General features: G+C 64.7%; 11 protein-coding genes, 1 tRNA gene, 2 rRNA genes and 1 pseudogene (1 of these 15 running past the window's edge). 7 read left to right on the forward strand and 8 right to left on the reverse strand.

The genetic code is table 11. The features are described from left to right. From BMX96_RS16290 to BMX96_RS16300, 3 genes are all read left to right on the forward strand, one after another. Nucleotides 1-772 (forward strand): 23S ribosomal RNA (locus tag BMX96_RS16290); it begins 2,062 nt to the left of the window's first position. Between the two features lie 100 nt (nt 773-872). Beyond that, nucleotides 873-987, forward strand: a 5S ribosomal RNA gene (gene rrf / locus BMX96_RS16295). 59 nt (nt 988-1,046) lie between these two features. Beyond that, nucleotides 1,047-1,123, forward strand: a tRNA-Met gene (locus tag BMX96_RS16300). A 172-nt stretch (nt 1,124-1,295) separates the two neighbouring features. Here the strand turns inward: BMX96_RS16300 and BMX96_RS16305 are convergent. The 5 genes and pseudogenes from BMX96_RS16305 to BMX96_RS16330 form a co-directional block, all read right to left on the reverse strand. Further along, nucleotides 1,296-1,493, reverse strand: a pseudogene (locus tag BMX96_RS16305) (transposase); the annotation flags it as partial. Nucleotides 1,494-1,664: 171 nt separating this feature from the next. Then, a complete protein-coding gene (locus BMX96_RS16315) occupies nt 1,665-3,557 on the reverse strand; it encodes a D-apionate lactonase family protein (RefSeq protein ID WP_139210124.1) in 1,893 nt (630 codons plus the stop codon). 74 nt (nt 3,558-3,631) lie between these two features. Further along, a complete protein-coding gene (locus tag BMX96_RS16320) occupies nt 3,632-4,651 on the reverse strand; it encodes an ABC transporter permease (protein WP_091846450.1) in 1,020 nt (339 codons plus the stop codon). Nucleotide 4,652: 1 nt separating this feature from the next. Further along, nucleotides 4,653-6,554 carry a sugar ABC transporter ATP-binding protein gene (locus BMX96_RS16325; protein WP_091846451.1) on the reverse strand — a complete coding sequence of 634 codons (1,902 nt, stop codon included), beginning with the start codon at nt 6,552-6,554 and terminating at the stop codon, nt 4,653-4,655. Nucleotides 6,555-6,614: 60 nt separating this feature from the next. Next, the gene (locus tag BMX96_RS16330; protein WP_214606864.1) at nt 6,615-7,595 is read right to left on the reverse strand and encodes a substrate-binding domain-containing protein; all 981 of its coding nucleotides are present in this window, start codon (nt 7,593-7,595) and stop codon (nt 6,615-6,617) included. Nucleotides 7,596-7,768: 173 nt separating this feature from the next. Between BMX96_RS16330 and BMX96_RS16335 the strand changes: the two genes are divergently transcribed. Beyond that, nucleotides 7,769-8,518, forward strand: coding sequence for a FadR/GntR family transcriptional regulator (locus tag BMX96_RS16335; protein ID WP_091846452.1), 750 nt, complete (start codon nt 7,769-7,771; stop codon nt 8,516-8,518). Between the two features lie 15 nt (nt 8,519-8,533). On the opposite strand, the gene BMX96_RS19405 is transcribed toward BMX96_RS16335, so the two are convergent. Continuing rightward, nucleotides 8,534-8,971: a serine hydrolase gene (locus BMX96_RS19405; protein WP_236737103.1), complete on the reverse strand. Its 438-nt coding sequence runs from the start codon at nt 8,969-8,971 to the stop codon at nt 8,534-8,536. Nucleotides 8,972-9,183: 212 nt separating this feature from the next. Continuing rightward, nucleotides 9,184-10,062 (reverse strand): LysR family transcriptional regulator, encoded by an 879-nt coding sequence (locus BMX96_RS16345; RefSeq protein WP_091846453.1) that lies wholly within the window; start codon nt 10,060-10,062, stop codon nt 9,184-9,186. A gap of 98 nt (nt 10,063-10,160) precedes the next feature. Between BMX96_RS16345 and BMX96_RS16350 the strand changes: the two genes are divergently transcribed. Together BMX96_RS16350 and BMX96_RS16355 are read left to right on the forward strand one after the other, a co-directional pair. Then, complete coding sequence (locus tag BMX96_RS16350; RefSeq protein WP_214606865.1) at nt 10,161-11,720, forward strand: proton-conducting transporter transmembrane domain-containing protein; 1,560 nt, start codon at nt 10,161-10,163, stop codon at nt 11,718-11,720. Between the two features lie 8 nt (nt 11,721-11,728). After that, nucleotides 11,729-14,080, forward strand: a complete 2,352-nt coding sequence (locus tag BMX96_RS16355; protein WP_236737104.1) for a YbcC family protein — start codon at nt 11,729-11,731, stop codon at nt 14,078-14,080. A gap of 745 nt (nt 14,081-14,825) precedes the next feature. Here the strand turns inward: BMX96_RS16355 and BMX96_RS16360 are convergent. Next, nucleotides 14,826-15,173 carry a hypothetical protein gene (locus tag BMX96_RS16360; protein WP_091846455.1) on the reverse strand — a complete coding sequence of 116 codons (348 nt, stop codon included), beginning with the start codon at nt 15,171-15,173 and terminating at the stop codon, nt 14,826-14,828. Between the two features lie 603 nt (nt 15,174-15,776). Between BMX96_RS16360 and BMX96_RS16365 the strand changes: the two genes are divergently transcribed. After that, nucleotides 15,777-16,136, forward strand: coding sequence for a hypothetical protein (locus BMX96_RS16365; RefSeq protein WP_091846456.1), 360 nt, complete (start codon nt 15,777-15,779; stop codon nt 16,134-16,136). Nucleotides 16,137-16,147: the final 11 nt, after the last annotated feature.

A 16,147-nucleotide genomic window follows, 5' to 3' on the forward strand; every position in this document is an offset into this window, starting at 1 on the left:
GGATAGGTGGTAGGCTTTGAAACCGTGACGCCAGTCGCGGTGGAGCCATCCTTGAGATACCACCCTTGCTTTGCTTGATGTCTAACCGCGGTCCGTCATCCGGATCCGGGACCCTGTGTGGCGGGTAGTTTGACTGGGGCGGTCGCCTCCCAAACAGTAACGGAGGCGTGCGAAGGTTGGCTCAGAGCGGTCGGAAATCGCTCGTTGAGTGCAATGGCAGAAGCCAGCCTGACTGCGAGACTGACAAGTCGAGCAGAGTCGAAAGACGGCCATAGTGATCCGGTGGTCCCGCGTGGAAGGGCCATCGCTCAACGGATAAAAGGTACGCCGGGGATAACAGGCTGATGGTGCCCAAGAGTCCATATCGACGGCACCGTTTGGCACCTCGATGTCGGCTCATCTCATCCTGGGGCTGGAGCAGGTCCCAAGGGTACGGCTGTTCGCCGTTTAAAGAGGTACGTGAGCTGGGTTTAGAACGTCGTGAGACAGTTCGGTCCCTATCTGCCGTGGGTGTAGGATACTTGAGAGGAGTTGCCCCTAGTACGAGAGGACCGGGGTGAACGATCCACTGGTGGACCAGTTGTCATGCCAATGGCAGTGCTGGGTAGCTATGATCGGAAAGGATAACCGCTGAAAGCATCTAAGCGGGAAGCCCCCCTCGAAACAAGGTATCCCTGAGGACCGTGGTAGACCACCACGTCGATAGGCCGGAGATGTAAGCGCAGCAATGCGTTCAGTTGACCGGTACTAATTGTCCGATAGGCTTGATTTGATCCAGTAGTAGACATGCAAGACCATGTCACACTCGGACCAAAAGCATACACCACGTGAACTTGACTTGGAAAACTGATGTATCCGCGAGGTTTATTCGGTTTGGTGGTCACAGCACGAGCAAAACACCCGATCCCATTCCGAACTCGGCAGTTAAGTGCCGTTGCGCCAATGGTACTGCGTCTCAAGACGTGGGAGAGTAGGTCGCCGCCAAACCTAATAAGCCTCGCTCAAAAATATCTCTCAAAACGATGACAAAACGATACGAAAATTGCCGCGGGATGGAGCAGTCCGGTAGCTCGTCAGGCTCATAACCTGAAGGTCGTAGGTTCAAATCCTACTCCCGCAACCAACTTTAGCGAAGACGCCGCTCCCGAAAGGGCAGCGGCGTTTTTGCTGTCCGCCAAGCTTAACAATCCCAACAGCTTGCCACGGATTCCCAGCATGTGGAGGACCGCCTCCGCGTCCCACGAGACGATGACCTGCTCTCCTTGGAGTCCGCGCTTATAGGTTAGCCCTGTTCAGAGTTTCGCGTTCTCGGCTTCCAGCGCCTTCCGCCGCCGCGCATCCGACACCTCCATGCCGTCGTATCTCGAGCGCCACTTGCAGATGGTCGCGTCACTGATGCCGTGCTTGCGCCACAGCTCTCTCGCGCCCAGCCCGGCCCGGTGCTCCTTCAGACTGCCAATGATCCGCTCTTCGCCGAACCCGCTTCTTTCCATCGTCTGTCTCCTCGTTCGGAGAACAGGCTGACCTCAAAACAAGGACGCTTCAGGGGAGCAGGGCGCCGATGCGCCAGGCCAACGACGCGGGGGCGGTCTACGCCATTTGTAGGCCGCCGGCGCAGTTTCGGATGGCGGCCAGAGCAGGCATTGAAAATATGGGCTCTCAATCTACCCGAGGTCAGGCTTGGATAATTTCAGCGCAATACGAGCGATGGAAAATCCGTCTAGCGCCAGTGTGTCCGATCCGTCCATGAGTTGGTCGAAGTAGGTTGGGCGGCTGGCCGCAGATTGAAACGTTGCCGCATCAAGGACCGCAACCTCGGCGCCAGCGGTAAGGCCGATCTCCGCGGGCTCCGGCCCCATATTGGCGATCCAGAATTCCACTCCGTCTTGCGTCGTCGCGCAGAGCCCGCTGATGGGCGCGGCCGGAGCCAAGTCCAGCGGGGCCAGCTCGGCGCCTTTCAGCCGCGCGAGACCGCGCAGCACGTGAAAGACAGGGAACAACCCGCCGTGCTCATCGAACCAGGGTTGCGGAAAATCGGCCGGCGCATGGATTGCCCCAAAGGGCCCAGTCGCTCCGCCAAGAGCGATGGATGATGCGCCGCCGGTCGCGAAATCAGCGAAGTAGGACAGCGCCCAGGCGGCGCCGAAGAGGCCGCGCTGACGCGGATCGTTCCAGTTCATCGCTTGCCGTATATTTCGAGGATTGTCTTTCGCCGCCTCGCCGTAGGGATTGTCGCGCACGCCGATGGCCGAGGGACCGACGGCCCAGGGTGTGCCGTCCGCGATCTGCGTCACCGATCTGACGATGGCCGGATGGGCCTCGCGCGTCTCCATCACCGACCGGTCGTCGCCCGCATGGACCATGGGCGAGGTGGTGAAGCTGACGAGATCCAGCGCATCGACCGGCGGACGCTTGCGATTGAGTTCGGTGAAGTAGCTGAACATGCCACCACCGATGCGCGCGCCCGGGAAAGCCTCGCGCGTGGCTCTGTAGAGAGCGGCGGCATCCGGCGTCTCGGGCCATTCAGACCCGGGAAGCGTGCATTTCAGATCCGGCGCGGGCGAGACGAGGACGATCTTGAACGGCTGCCCGAACCGCGCGGCGATGTCACCCAAGGCCGCGATCTCGTCCGCTGCGGCCACATCCGTGACCGAGGCGATCACAGCCTCCAGCCAGGGCGCGGCGCCTACGTCTTCCGCGATAGCCAGCATGGCGCGCAAGGTGTCCGCATCGTGGCCCGCGCGGGCGTCGTGGTGCAGCACCAAATAGGCGGGCCCGAGCTGGCGAAGCGCGTCGAACCGGTCACGTGTCCGGTCGATATCCTCTGGGCGTAGGCCGAGGCCCAGCGGAGGGACTTGTCCCGTTGGGCGCCCGGGCGACAGAGCGATGTCACCCGCGTCGCGCGCGCCCGTCGTCTCTCCCGTGATCGTCACCGTGATGGTCTGGTCGATAACCTCTCCCGGCTCGATCCGATAGGGCCAGGGCAGGGCCAGAGGGCGGACATAGGTCTTGTAGGAAGCATCGGTCCAGTTGCGCTGATCCTCCATCTCGAACGTGTCGCCCTGCATCAGGGTCTTTACCGTCAGCCCGCCGGGCGTCCGGTGGGTCAGAGCGCGGAGATCCATCATTGGTTGCAGCGGGTCGATGATGACCGGGAAGGTGCCGTCCACCTCGCTGCCGTCGGTATGCTCAATGGTGACCGGCTCGCCCGCGACCCCGTCGATCGGGTGCAGAATGACGAAACCGGTGCGATTGGTCAGGAAGCCTCCCGCGCTTTCGCCGCGGCCCTGGAAGATCAGCGTGCCGTCGGCTCGGCCTTCGATGCTGGCGGCATAGGCGAAGCTCTGGTCACCGTCGCCCGCCACCGCGGTCAGGGACACGCGAAAGCTGTTGTCGTCTTCGTGCACCTCGAGGTCCGATATCTCGGGATTGTAGGTGCCCCAATCCTTATCGCGCACGATGAAAGACACCGCGCGCAGCACCTCTTCACCGTCCCAGCGAAGGTAGCGCAGATTGCCGGCCTCGAGTTCGGCTGAAAGCTTGCCTGCCCGCAGCACGCGGGGCGGAGGGACCTCTTCGTCGGTTCCGTAAAGGGCGATGGCACGGCTGGGATCGGACATGGGAACCTCAATCAATTACGGTTGGAACGCCAGTTGATCAGGCGCTCGGCCAAAAGGGCGATGATGATGATCGAGCCGATGGCAGTTCCCTGCCAGAAGGGCGACACGCCCATCAGGTTCAATCCGTTTCGGATCATCACCATGATGAGCACGCCCAGAAGCGTGCCGATGATCGAGCCGCGACCGCCGTAGAGGCTGGCTCCTCCGATCACCACAGCGGCGATGGCGTCGAGCTCCATCTGGTTGCCGGCCAGGGGATCGGCCGACATGATCTGCGCCAGGCTGAAGGTGACGGCGACGGCGCTGAGCGCGCCCGCAACCACGTAGGGCAGGATCGAGTAGAACATGGTCGACAGGCCCGCCGCGCGGGCCGCCTCCTTGTTCGACCCGATGGCGTAGATCGTCCGCCCGCCCTTGGTGTAGGTCAGGTAGACCCAGGCCAGCAGATAGAGGCCCAGCAGGAACAGCACGTTGGCGGGAATGCCGAGGAAGGTGGAATAGACAATGGCATCCAGCTCGGGTGGCAGTCCCGAAATGCTGCGCTGCCCCGACAGGATGAAGGAGAGACTTCGGCCAATTGCCATCACGCCCAATGTCACGACGAAGGGCGCGAGACCGAAGACGGCGATCAACAGTCCCGAAAACAGCCCGATCCCGGCGCCTGTCGCCACTGCCGCCGGGATCGCCAGCGGGATCGGCATGACTTGCAGCGCCTGCGCCAGGATAATGCCGGTCAGCCCGAAGACCGCGCCAACGGATAGGTCGATACCGCCTGTCAGGATGACGAAGGTCATGCCGACGGCAACGATGCCGATGACCACCGACTGGTCGAGAATGTTGAAGATGTTGCGTTCAGTCAGGAAGAAGGGCGACAGCAGCGACAGGATCACCGCCAGGAGCAGCGCAAGGCCCAGCATCCGGATTTCAAGCGATCGCAGGATGCGGCCAACAAGGCCGATGCTGCCGGACGCGCGCTGATCTGTCGCCGCGGCGTCGCGGTCTTCGGGGGCGCCCTGCACGGTGTCGGTCATGTCATGGTTCCTTGGTCTCGTCGGTCAGGGCTTGCAGCTCGACTCGGATATCGCCGGGATCGGGAGGGACCGCATCGCCCGCGATGGTCAGCCCGATCCAGCCCATGTCGTGACCGCGCTTGTCCGTCATCTGGACCAGAAGGGTCTGGCGGCTGCCATCGGGCTCGGCAACGAAGCTCGGTTCTCGAGTGCGCAGTGCCTGTTCAATCATTGTCTGCGAAAAATCCATCGCCTCCCCCGCCGCAAGGCCTGATTTCGGCGCATCGGGATGGCCCGCATGCGCCAGACAAATCAGCCCATCGTCGTCGAGAAGGGTCCAGAACGCGTCCGCCCGATGAAGCCGCGACAGATCGGCCAGCAACGCCTGATTGCGGGCGGTCGAAGTGCGTGGGGCGGCGAGCAGGGTCAGTTTTTCCTCGTCCAGCCGATCGGCGGGAAGATCGGCGATGGTCACGCCGTCGCTGATGACGACCACGCGTTCGGCGAGGCCCAGCAGTTCCTCGAAATCCGAGCTGATGACGATCACCGCCAGACCGTCGTCGGCGGCGGCCTGCAACATCCGGTAGATCGAAGAACGGGTGCCAATATCGACGCCCTTGGTCGGCTCATCCATGATCAGGATGTCGGGCTCGGTCAGCAGCCAGCGGGCTATGATGATCTTTTGCTGCATCCCGCCGGAATAGTTCAGCAGGCTGGTGTCCAGCCGGTCGGCGGGCAGGCCAAGGTCGCTGATCAGGCGGGCGACACGATCGGCGCGCTTGCCATAGCCGCGGCCGAACCCGCGATGCTGCCCCATCTGCGCGACCATCAGGTTCTCGCGCACCGACAGGTCGGGAATGATGTTCTGAGCCCGGCGGTCCTCGGCAACAAATCCAAGGCCGGCCCGCACCGCATCGGCGGGTTGGCGCAGCTTGGCCGGCTTTCCTCCCACCAGGATCTCCCCGCCCTGACGCGGGCGCAGGCCCCAGATCGCCTCGGCCGCCTCGGACCGGCCCGCGCCGACCAGGCCCCCGAGGCCCAGGATCTCGCCCCGGCGGACCGAGAAGCTTATGTCGCCCACCCATGGCAGGGCGCGCAGATGGCGCACTTCGAAAATCCGGTCGCCGATATCGTCCGATGCGACCTCGCGCTTGGCATAGATCGCGCCGATGTCGCGACCCACCATATGCTGAATGATGTCTCCCTGGCTGAGGGACGATGTTTTCACATCCTCGGCGACGACACGTCCTTCGCGCAGAATCGTGACCCGGTCGGTGATGGCGAAGACCTCTTCCAGACGATGGGACACGAAGGCCAGCGCGCGGCCGCCGTCGCGAAGCCGGGACATGACGTCGAAGAGCAGATTCACCTCGGTCGTCGAGAGCGATGCCGTCGGTTCGTCGAAGATGATCAGCTGTGCGTCCAGCGCCAGCGCCTTGGCAATCTCGACAAGCTGGCGCTGTGCGGCTGAAAGCGTTCGCACCTCGGCATCCAGCGGAAGTGCATGGTCGTGGCCAAGTTCAGACAGGATCTCGCGCGCTCTGACGCGCATCCCGCCGTAGGACAGACGACCCGGCGTAGCGAGGTCCGGCAGAAAGATGTTTTCCAGCACGCTCATGTCGGGGGCGAGCGACGTCTCCTGGGCCACCAGGGCGATCCCCCGGCGCAACGCGTCGCGGGTCGATGTCAGACGCAGGGGTGCATCGCGAAACCGCACCTCTCCGCCCGAGGGTTGAATGTGACCCGAAACGATACGCGAGAGGGTCGACTTGCCGGCCCCGTTAGCACCCAGCAGCCCGACGATCTCGCCCGGGCGCAGGGTCAGCGCCGCGTCGACAAGCGCCTGTGTGCTGCCAAAGGATTTCGACACGCCCTGGGCGTCCAGAAGCGGCGCAGCGCGGCTGTCGCGATGTGTGTCCAGCATGATCCCGAGCCTCCCCGATCGCGAACCGGGACGCGCAACCGCGCGCCCCGGCCTCAGAGCTTACTCGATCTCGTTGGCGAAGACCGTTTCCTTGATCGTTGGAAGCATATCCTCGATGTTCTCCGAGGTAACGATCAGGATCGGGACGGTGATCTCCTTCTCGGGGGTCGCGCCATCCAGATGCGCGACCATCGCCTCGGCGGACCGCACACCCATGAGGTATGGCTGCTGCATGCCCGACACGACCAGGTCGCCCGATTGCAGCAGCGGGACGAATTCCGGAATGCCGTCGAAAGCCGCGACAAGCACGTCACCGTCCATTCGCGCTGCCTTGATCGCGCGGAGAGCACCCAGTGTGGGCGCGTCGGTCTGGACGAACATCCCGCCCATATCGGGGTTCGAGGTGATCATGTCCTGGGTGAAGCGGAAGGTCTCGTCGGCGGTGTAAGCCTGCATCTGCTGCATGCCGGCGTCGCCCTCGACCCCGCCCTCGGCCATGGCGTCCTTGAACCCTTTGGTCCGGGCCTGGCCGTTCAGACGGGATTGGCTGATTGCGACGATGCCGACGCTGGCATCCTCTTTGCCCGCATCGACCATGGCCGCGGACAGCGCTTCGCCCACGCCATGGGCGCCTTCGTAGTTATTGGACCCGATCACGGAGACGAACTCGCCGCTGTCGGTGCCGATATCGGCGATGACGACGGGAATGTCGTTCTCCTGCGCAAGACTCAGGACGGCGGGGGCGGTGGAACTGTCGGTGGGCGACAGCACGATGCCGGCCACGCCCCGGGCGACCGCATCCTGCGCGTTCTGCAATTGGGTCTGCGGGTCATTGGTGCTGTCGAGCGCTGCGAAGCCGTAGCCATTCTCCTCGGCTACCGATTTCACGCCCTCTGAGACATACCGCCAAAAGGCCAGGTCGAGGCCGGGGGTCATATAGACAAGCTCGCCCTTGTCCTGGGCCGTGGCAGTGCCCCAGCCGGTGGTGGCCGCAACTGAGGCGGCAAGCGCCAGTTTGATGAATGGTCTGCGCATGGTCATTAAAGGTCTCCTCCCTAAAATGCGACGTGTCCGACTTCGCGGCTCGCGTCGAGTGGTCTGGAAATCAGACCATGTTCCACGGTATAAGGCCCACTGGTCTTGTCAATAGACCACTGTAAAATGGCGTTTCGTGCCTGTATGGATGATCGTGTGAAGGTGCAGGTGCGCAAGGGATGGCGATCATGACGGATCAGACTCAGCCAATCGCGGCCACGCAATTGATCGGGGACCTTCCGCGGCGAACGGTCCGCGATCTGGTCGCCGAGAAGATCGCGACTCTGATTTCTTCAGGCGTTCTGGCTCCTGGGGATGAACTGCCAGGAGAGCGCGAATTGGCGGCGTCTCTGTCGGTCAGCCGCGAGACCGTGCGTGGCGCCATCGGCATCCTCGCCGGGCACGGCATTCTGCGCGTGACCCATGGCGCACGCACCGCTGTCGCGAGTGCGGATACGGGCGCCTTCGCGGCGGGGCGAACTGTTCCAGCGATCGGGATGCATAACGATCTGAGCAGCGTCTACGAGGCCCGTTTGCTGATAGAAAGATATCTGGCCCGTCGCGCGGCAAATCTGGTAGACGCGGCGCTTCTGAATGAACTCCAGGGATCGCTGGATGCACAGCGCGCCTGCGGGGGCGATGCGGTCCGGTTTCTGCTATGCGACCGGGATTTTCATTCCCTGATTTACCAAGCAGGCGGCAATGAGATCCTCTCTGACACGGCCATGATCCTCTACAATCACCTGCTGGAGTTTCGTCGTCGCATCGTCTCGTCGCCCGGCGCTATCCAGCAGAGCATAGCCGAGCATACAGCCATCGTGGATGCCTTGGGCCAGCGCGATGCCGACGCGGTCGAACGCGCCGTCACTGCGCATACCAATCGCATCCATGAGACGACCAGGGCGTTTCTGAAAGCGAAGATGACCTGAGGATCATAACCGAATTTAGATGCCGCTTTTCACAGATGGCACCAGAAGGCTCGCCCGCTTTGAGGTCGCTTCCCGCAGTCTGTACCACCTGACAGGCTTGGGAAGTGGGCTGGCTGCGCGAGAATAGACCCGAATATCGGCGTGCGGGTCGGAGTAGTCTTCGGAAGACTGGACCCCCGTCGTCATATCCATGACCTCGCGCACCGTGTCGGTGGCGAAAGCGCTGTCGCCGATCTCGGGGATGACATCTGCGACCGTCGGGGTATCGTCCAGCACGCCTTCTGCCACCAGAATTTTACCGAGCCGGCCCGTGATCGACGTGGTCATCGACCCGATGGCGTGCTTGCCGTCCTTTTCGAGGCAGCCGGAATAGCACGCGTAGACGACTGCGCCCGCGTGGCTGATCAGCATCTCGTCGGTGCAGTTGGCCCAGAGCGAGTCCTCCCAGGTCATCTCCGCCTCGCTGTCCCTCGGCATGAATGTCAATGCGTCGATCTCGCGGGCAAGCTCGGCAAGCCTGCCGCACCGCCATAAGTCAGCTCCGAGCCTCTTCTGCTCATTGGCCGACAGCGCAGCATTAGACACGAAGGGCGGGATGCGGTCATTCGCTGCGCACCGTCTGCGGACTGCACTGGCCCGCCACGGTCTCAAGCAACGAGCACGCATCAGACCTCATTATGGTCCGTCAATGGCCCTATGAGCTTTTCCAGTAGCGGATGCGGAAAGGTTCGGGGCGCGGTGACAGCGTAGAAGCTTTCGACGATGTCGAGCGGAAAAGGTGCGCTCGCAAGCAGGCCCTGCTCCAGTTCGTCCGCGAGCACAACGGCCGGCGTGATCGCGAGGCCAAGATCGCTGCGTGCGAGAAGCCTGACCATCGCCATGTCATCCACGGTCGCGGCGATCCGCGGCACCACGCCAAGCCGCGTGACGAGACTGTCAAACCCCGTGCGAATTGAGCTCTCGGTCGGCAGGATGACTGGCTCGGATGCGAGAAGGTCCGCGGGCGTGGCATGCCCCAGGCGGTGGGCGGTGCCGTGGATGCCGACCGGCTGCTCGGCGATCCGGTGCGCGACGAGGCCGGGAAAGCTGTCCCTCGGCGGCGGATCGGTCAAGAGCACCACGTCGAGCGCGAGATCCTCCAGCGCCCGCAGCAGGGAGAGACTGTTGCCCGAGGACAGGACCAGCTCGGCATCGGCCGCCAGCGCTGGGTGCAGGAACCGAAGCTGGAAGTTGCGCGACAGCGTCGAGAGCGCGCCGACCCGCAGTGGCGACTGCGCTGCGCCGCCCCCGGTGAGCGTGGCCACGAGGTCGTCGCCGACGGCGAAGATGCGCTCGGCATGATCGAGCGCGATCCGTCCTGCCTCGGTCAGCAGCATAGCCCGGCCGGTGCGATCGAACAGCGCATGGCCCAGCCGATCCTCCAGCAGGCGGATTTGCGTCGACAGGGCGGATTGGGACAGATTCAGCCCGGCCGCCGCGCGGGTGAGGTTCCCCTCCCGGGCAACCTCCTGGAAATAGCGCAGGTGGTGATAGTTGAGCCGCATACCGTTCTGATAAACAGAACGTTTTGATCCATACAATGTATTTTTATTTAGGTCCTTGGCGCTTTACCCCGACCGAAATTCCACCGTGGAGGATTTCTATGAGTTTCCTGCTCCTGCTGCCCCCACTCGCGTTGGCCGCCGCTGCCCTCGCGATGAGACGTTCCTCACCCCCCCGTGGGAGCTGGCGCCTGCGCCTGCCCGAGACCGCCGCCCTCGTCGCGCTGGCGGTGGCGGTCCTCGCCGCGATTCAGCTCGCAGTGGCGGGCCAGTCGACCAGCCCGGTTGTCGGCATTGCCGCGATCGGCCTCTCGGCGCGCAGCGATATCGTCAGCGTGGCAATGACGCTGACGGTCGCCTTCGTCGGGTGGGCCGTGCTGCGCTTCTCGCGTGTGGCGCTCGATGGTGAGGCGCGGCAGACGGCGTTCATGGGCTGGATGGCCGCAACCGTTGCCTGCGTCCTGTTGCTGGTCGGCGCGGGAAATATCGTGCAGCTGGCCATCGGTTGGGTCGCCACCGGCTTCGCCCTGCACCGATTGCTCCTGTTCTACCCCGAGCGGCCGAGGGCGCGCCGGGCGGCGCGGAAGAAGGCGCTGAGCGGGATCGTGGCGAGCGCGGCGCTGCTGCTCGCCTGCGGTATCCTCGTCGCGGGTTACGGCACCTCCGACATCGCCGCGATCAATGCCGCCGCGCAGGCGGGCAAAGGTCCGTCCCTGCTGTGGCTGGCCGCGTTGCTGATCGCGTTGGCGGCGATCTTCAAATCGGCGCTGGTGCCGACCCATGGCTGGCTGACCGAGGTCATGGAGGCGCCCACCCCCGTCTCGGCCCTTCTGCACGCAGGCGTGGTGAACGCGGGTGGCTTCCTCCTGATCCGCTTCGCGGATGTGCTGGTCGCCGCGCCGGGGGTGCTGGCGATGCTGGCGCTGGTGGGCGGCTTTAGCGCGCTTATGGGCGCGGCGGTGGCGCTGACGCAGCCGGCGGTGAAGACCTCGCTGGCCTGGTCCACCTGCGCGCAAATGGGGTTCATGGTGCTGCAATGCGGGCTGGCGCTGTTCCCGCTGGCCCTGCTGCACATCGGGGCGCATTCACTCTACAAGGCGCATGCCTTCCTCGCCTCCGGCGGGGCGGTGGCCGAAGTAGTGGCCAGCCGACGGCCCGGCCCGGTCGCGGTACCCGACCTCGCCGCCGTGGTGCGGGCCTTCGGCCTCGCCCTCGCGCTCTATCTCGTTGTTGGGCTGGCCTTCGGCATCACCGACAAGCCGCCACAGACCGTGGCTCTTGGCGCGATCCTGATCTTCGGCGTGGTCTATCTGGTCGCGCAAGGCCTGGCCGACCGGGCGCCCCGTGCGCTGACCTGGCGGACTGTCGGTCTGTCAGTGCTCGCTACGGTTGCCTATTTCGCCCTGCAACAGGGGGCAAGCTGGGTTGCCGTAGGCACCCTGCCAGCCCCGCCGCCGCCCGACGGGCTGATCTGGGCGGCGATCACCCTTACGCTGGCGAGCTTCGCCGTCTCCGCAGTGGCGCAGACGACCTTCCCGCTCTGGGCCGGGCACCCCGCAGCTGCCGGTTTCCGCGTGCACCTGATGAACGGCCTCTATCTTAACGCCATCCTCGAGCGGCTGTCCGGCCGCTGGACCTTCAAGACCGGAGCGACGCAATGAACGCGCCTATGAACTGGCCCGGCCAGACCCTCGAACTCTTCGCCTCTGCGGAAGAGGCCATGCGGCAGATCCCCCCGGCCTTCCCGCTCGATGCAACGGTCGCGGTCAATCCCTGGCTGGGCCAGGCAGGCGAGGATCGTCGCTTGGCAGCCGTCCGGCTGGCCCGCGTCGGCGGAGGCCGCATGTTCCTGCCGCGCGAGGCCGTGGCCGCGATGATCGCGGCGGGCGACATTACGGCCGAGGACATCGGCGCAGCCGCCACGGCGCATCGTCTCGCGCCCGATGATCTGCGCCGCGCCGCGACCGCCCGGGCGCCAGCCCCCAGGGTGTTGGCCACAGTGGCGGACCTTGCGCAAAGGGCCGACGGTGTCGACTGGCCGGCGCTGGTGGAGGAGCGGATCGGCCTCTGGGCCGCGGCGCAGTTCGACCAAGGCCAGGCTTTCTGGCCAGCCCCCGACTGCGGCGCCTGGGCGGGCTGGCGCGCATTTGCCAGCCGCGACCTGACGCCTGAGATCGCGGGGCTGCCGGGCTTCGCGGCGCGGGTAGCAGCGATGCCATCCGATCCGCGCGCGGCCTTTGCCGAAGCCTGCGCGTCATTGGGCCTCACAGCGGAGGCCGCGCCGCTCTACTTCCACCGGCTGCTCGTCACGCTCTCCGGCTGGGCGCAATATGCCCGTCATCTTCACTGGACGGCAGAGCGCGACGGTAACCGCGACAACACGCTGTTCGAGCTTCTGACCGTCCGCCTGACTTGGGAGGCCCTGCTGCTGGAGACGGGCAAGGCCCCCTTGGAGGAATGGGAGCAGGCCCGCGCCGAATGCGTCCTGCCAGTGACACTCGACCGGGAAATGGCCCTCGATGCCGCGCTTCAGGAGGCTTATGACCGCAGCGTGGAGCGTCGGCTCTCCTGCCAACTCTCGCGGGAGGCAGAGAGGGGCCCTGAGACCTCCCCGGCGGTTCAGGCGGCATTCTGTATCGACGTGCGCTCCGAGCGGCTGCGCCGCGCGCTCGAAGCGTCCGATCCGCAGATCCGCACCATCGGCTTCGCTGGCTTCTTCGGCCTCCCACTCGGCCATCGCGGCCACGCCTCGGACATCGTCGAAGCGCGCGCCCCGGTGCTATTGAGCCCCGGAATCGAGACCCGCGCCGCAGACGAGGCGGGGCGCGACGCCGGTGACCGTGTCAGGCTGCGGACCAGCCGCGCCTGGGGCCGGTTCAAGCGCGCCGCAGTCTCGGCCTTCGCCTTCGTGGAGGCGGCGGGGCCGCTTTACGTGGCCAAGCTCGTGCGCGACAGCCTTTGCCTCGCGATGCCCTCGCGACCCGATCCGGCGCCGGTGCTGGACCTGCCGCTGTCGGAGCGTGTCGCGGCCACCGAAGGCGCGCTTCGGGCGATGTCGCTGACCGAAGGCTTCTCTCCTCTGGTGCTGGTCTGCGGTCACGGCGCGACGGTGACCAACGCTCCCCATGCCAGCGCGCTGCAATGCGGCGCTTGTGGGGGCCATGCCGGTGACGTCAATGCGCGGCTTCTGGCGGCTTTGCTGAACGAGACCGACGTGCGGGCCGGGCTACGGGCAAAGGGGATCACGATCCCCGAGGAAACATATTTCCTCGCCGGTCTGCACGACACGGTGTCCGACACGGTGCGGCTGTTCGACGAGGCGCTGCCGGCGCGCCGCCGGGCCGAGGTGGAGCGGCTGCGCACCGCTCTGGCTAAAGCAGGCCTCCTGACCCGGACGGAGCGCGCTCAGAGCTTGCCCCACGGGTCGGAAGCGGGTCTGGTCAGCCGGGGTCGGGACTGGTCCGAGGTGCGGCCGGAATGGGGGCTGGCCGGTTGTCGCGGCTTTGTCGCCGCGCCGCGGGCGCGGACGGCCGGGCAGGATCTCGGCGGCACCGTCTTTCTGCATGATTACGACTGGCGGCAGGACGAGGGCGCCGCGACGGTGGAGCTGATCCTCAGCGCCCCGGTCGTCGTCGCGAGCTGGATCGCCCTGCAATACCACGGCTCGGCCATTGCGCCCGAGACCTTCGGCGCCGGCAACAAGCTTCTGCATAACGTTGTTGGGGGCATCGGGGTGCTGGAAGGCAACAATGGGCCGCTGCGCGCGGGACTACCCTGGCAATCGGTGCACGATGGGCAGGCTTTGCGGCACGTGCCGAGCCGGCTTGTGGTGGCGGTGGAGGCACCTGAAGAAATGATCTCGTGCGTGCTCGACCGTCGGCCTGACGTCCGGGCGCTCTTCGACAACGGCTGGCTGACATTGCTGTCTCTGAACACCGCCGGGTCCGGCGTTCGCCGCTACCAGGATGGGGCCTGGGTGGCCAAGCCGCTGGACGAGGCGACGCTTCGGGCCGCGGCATGAGAGCGGCGGGTTTTTCAGGACGATCTGTCGTCCTGGCGACCATGAATGACAGGGGCGCTTCTTCGGCACGGTCGTGAGTGACCTTTTTCAGCAACGTCGGATTAAAGACGATGTGGTAGACGCGCAGGCGCAGCAACCTCAAGCAATTCTGCGCTCAGCGCGGCCAGCTCATTCAGGAGCGGACGCTCGCCGCGGGTGCTACGAATGGCCGATATGGGATAGAAGCGTTCGACCATCAGCAGGCACCATGCCTGGGCGCCCATAAATTGCCGTTCGGGTGTCTGAAAGTCTCGACAGCCAAGACCTTGGGGGTGTCAGGCTCCCGCAACCAGATTACCACTCGTCATTAATCTCTTGATCGCCGCCTTACCGGGCGGCGCTCGTGTTTGCGCGACCCGTGTCCGCACGATGCCTTGGGAGGAGGACCGAAAATTTTGACGGTCTTGGAAATGGCTGGTCTCGCCCTGTGTTACCGCACACGGCTGAGTACGACCTGCCAACAATCCTTGATCCGGCGGCGACCGGATGGCCGCGTTGCCCGGCAGACCACAGCGATCAATCCGGCTGGGTCCGCTCCGTGACGCGATGGGGGAAACGATGACGCTGCGACGGCTTCAGGCCCTTTCCGGACTGTCAGCAGCACTGCATGGGACGGCCCGGCAGGAGTGCGATCGCGCTGGGTTCCACATCCCACCCACCGCAGCGGGCTGGTCGTGAAGAGCGTCAGGCGCTCAAACAGCTGTCGCTATTCATCGAGGCTGATATCGCTGAGCTGCAAGGGCTCAAGTCGTTGCGTGCTGTCGACGATCTTCTCCATGGCCGTGCTGAAGGTGCTGGCCAGGCCCAGGAACAGGATACCAGCGGCAACCTTGGCGAGCGCCCGCAAACGACCGGTGGTCGGTCGCGTCGCGACGCGATCAGCCTTCAACGGCGGCTTGAGCATCAACCAGATATTCACGACGGGAACGTAGGCCAGGAAGAACCGGCCAGGATGGCCCCATCCGTCACGTGAGCGGCGCATCGCAACGATGCCGAAAACATACCCGATCCCGATCGGAGAGATCAGGTCCCAGATCACAAGGGCTTCGATCACGCCAGAGGACGCAGAAGAGTCCACCAGGAACCACGGCAGCTGCGCCGCAACGACCGCGATGAAGAACAGGCCCGTACAAGCAATGTAGTACGAGCGGCCGATGGCTGCGCTTGTCTTGCTTTCACGGGGAAGCGCGATGAGACCGCCGACATAGGCAAGGCCCAGGGCCAGGAATCACGTCCCTTCCCTCGGCAAATCCAGATACCACCAAGCCAATTCTTCGAACACGTCGGGTCCTTGCTGTTATTCCTCGAAACGCCAACACAAATTGGCGATCGAATTGGGTCCAATCGTTCACGTCGCCGCCGACCCGCGCATACCTCGATGCAGCGTCCGGTGCGGGTTTCGAGACTTCGTCACGCCGGAGCGTCGCACCGGATTGTTGCAAGTCGGCGGCGCAAACGGGGCATCAAAGCGGTAATGCAGGCATCCCGCCATGCGTCCCGGCCCTTGCAACACGGGATGGCGAGGCGTCTCGCGGACGGTTTTGCCGCAAAGACGCCCATTCTTCGCATTGCCGTGTGAAAGGGCGGCGTCGCGTGGAACCGCATCGCGGGGTTACGCGCTGTTTTGTCGCACGTCCTGTTTATGAGGAGGCACGCGATGACCAATCGTTTCTCAGGCCGGAGGCGCCTCGGCTCGAGCATCACCGCGATTGCGGCGCTGTCTGCCGCGCTATTCGCCTTCAATCTTTACGTGACGCCGCTGACCGGTGTCACCGGAACATCCGGTGCGCTGCTGGTGATGCTCGGCTGTATCCTAATCGCTGTTGGGGCGCTGTTCATGGCGGTCACGGGGCGTAGAGGATGGCGCTGGCTCACTATTCTCGGCGTGCTCGGCACGGCCGTCGCCGCGTTCTTCCTACACGGCTGGTGGATCCTTCTCTTGCTGGCGGTCGCCTTCGTCGGCATCGCAATCGACGCTGTCGGCGCGGGCATGGAACGCACGGAGGTGACGGCATGACCTTTACTGGA

The organism is Palleronia pelagia, from assembly GCF_900110115.1.
Lineage (GTDB): Bacteria > Pseudomonadota > Alphaproteobacteria > Rhodobacterales > Rhodobacteraceae > Palleronia > Palleronia pelagia.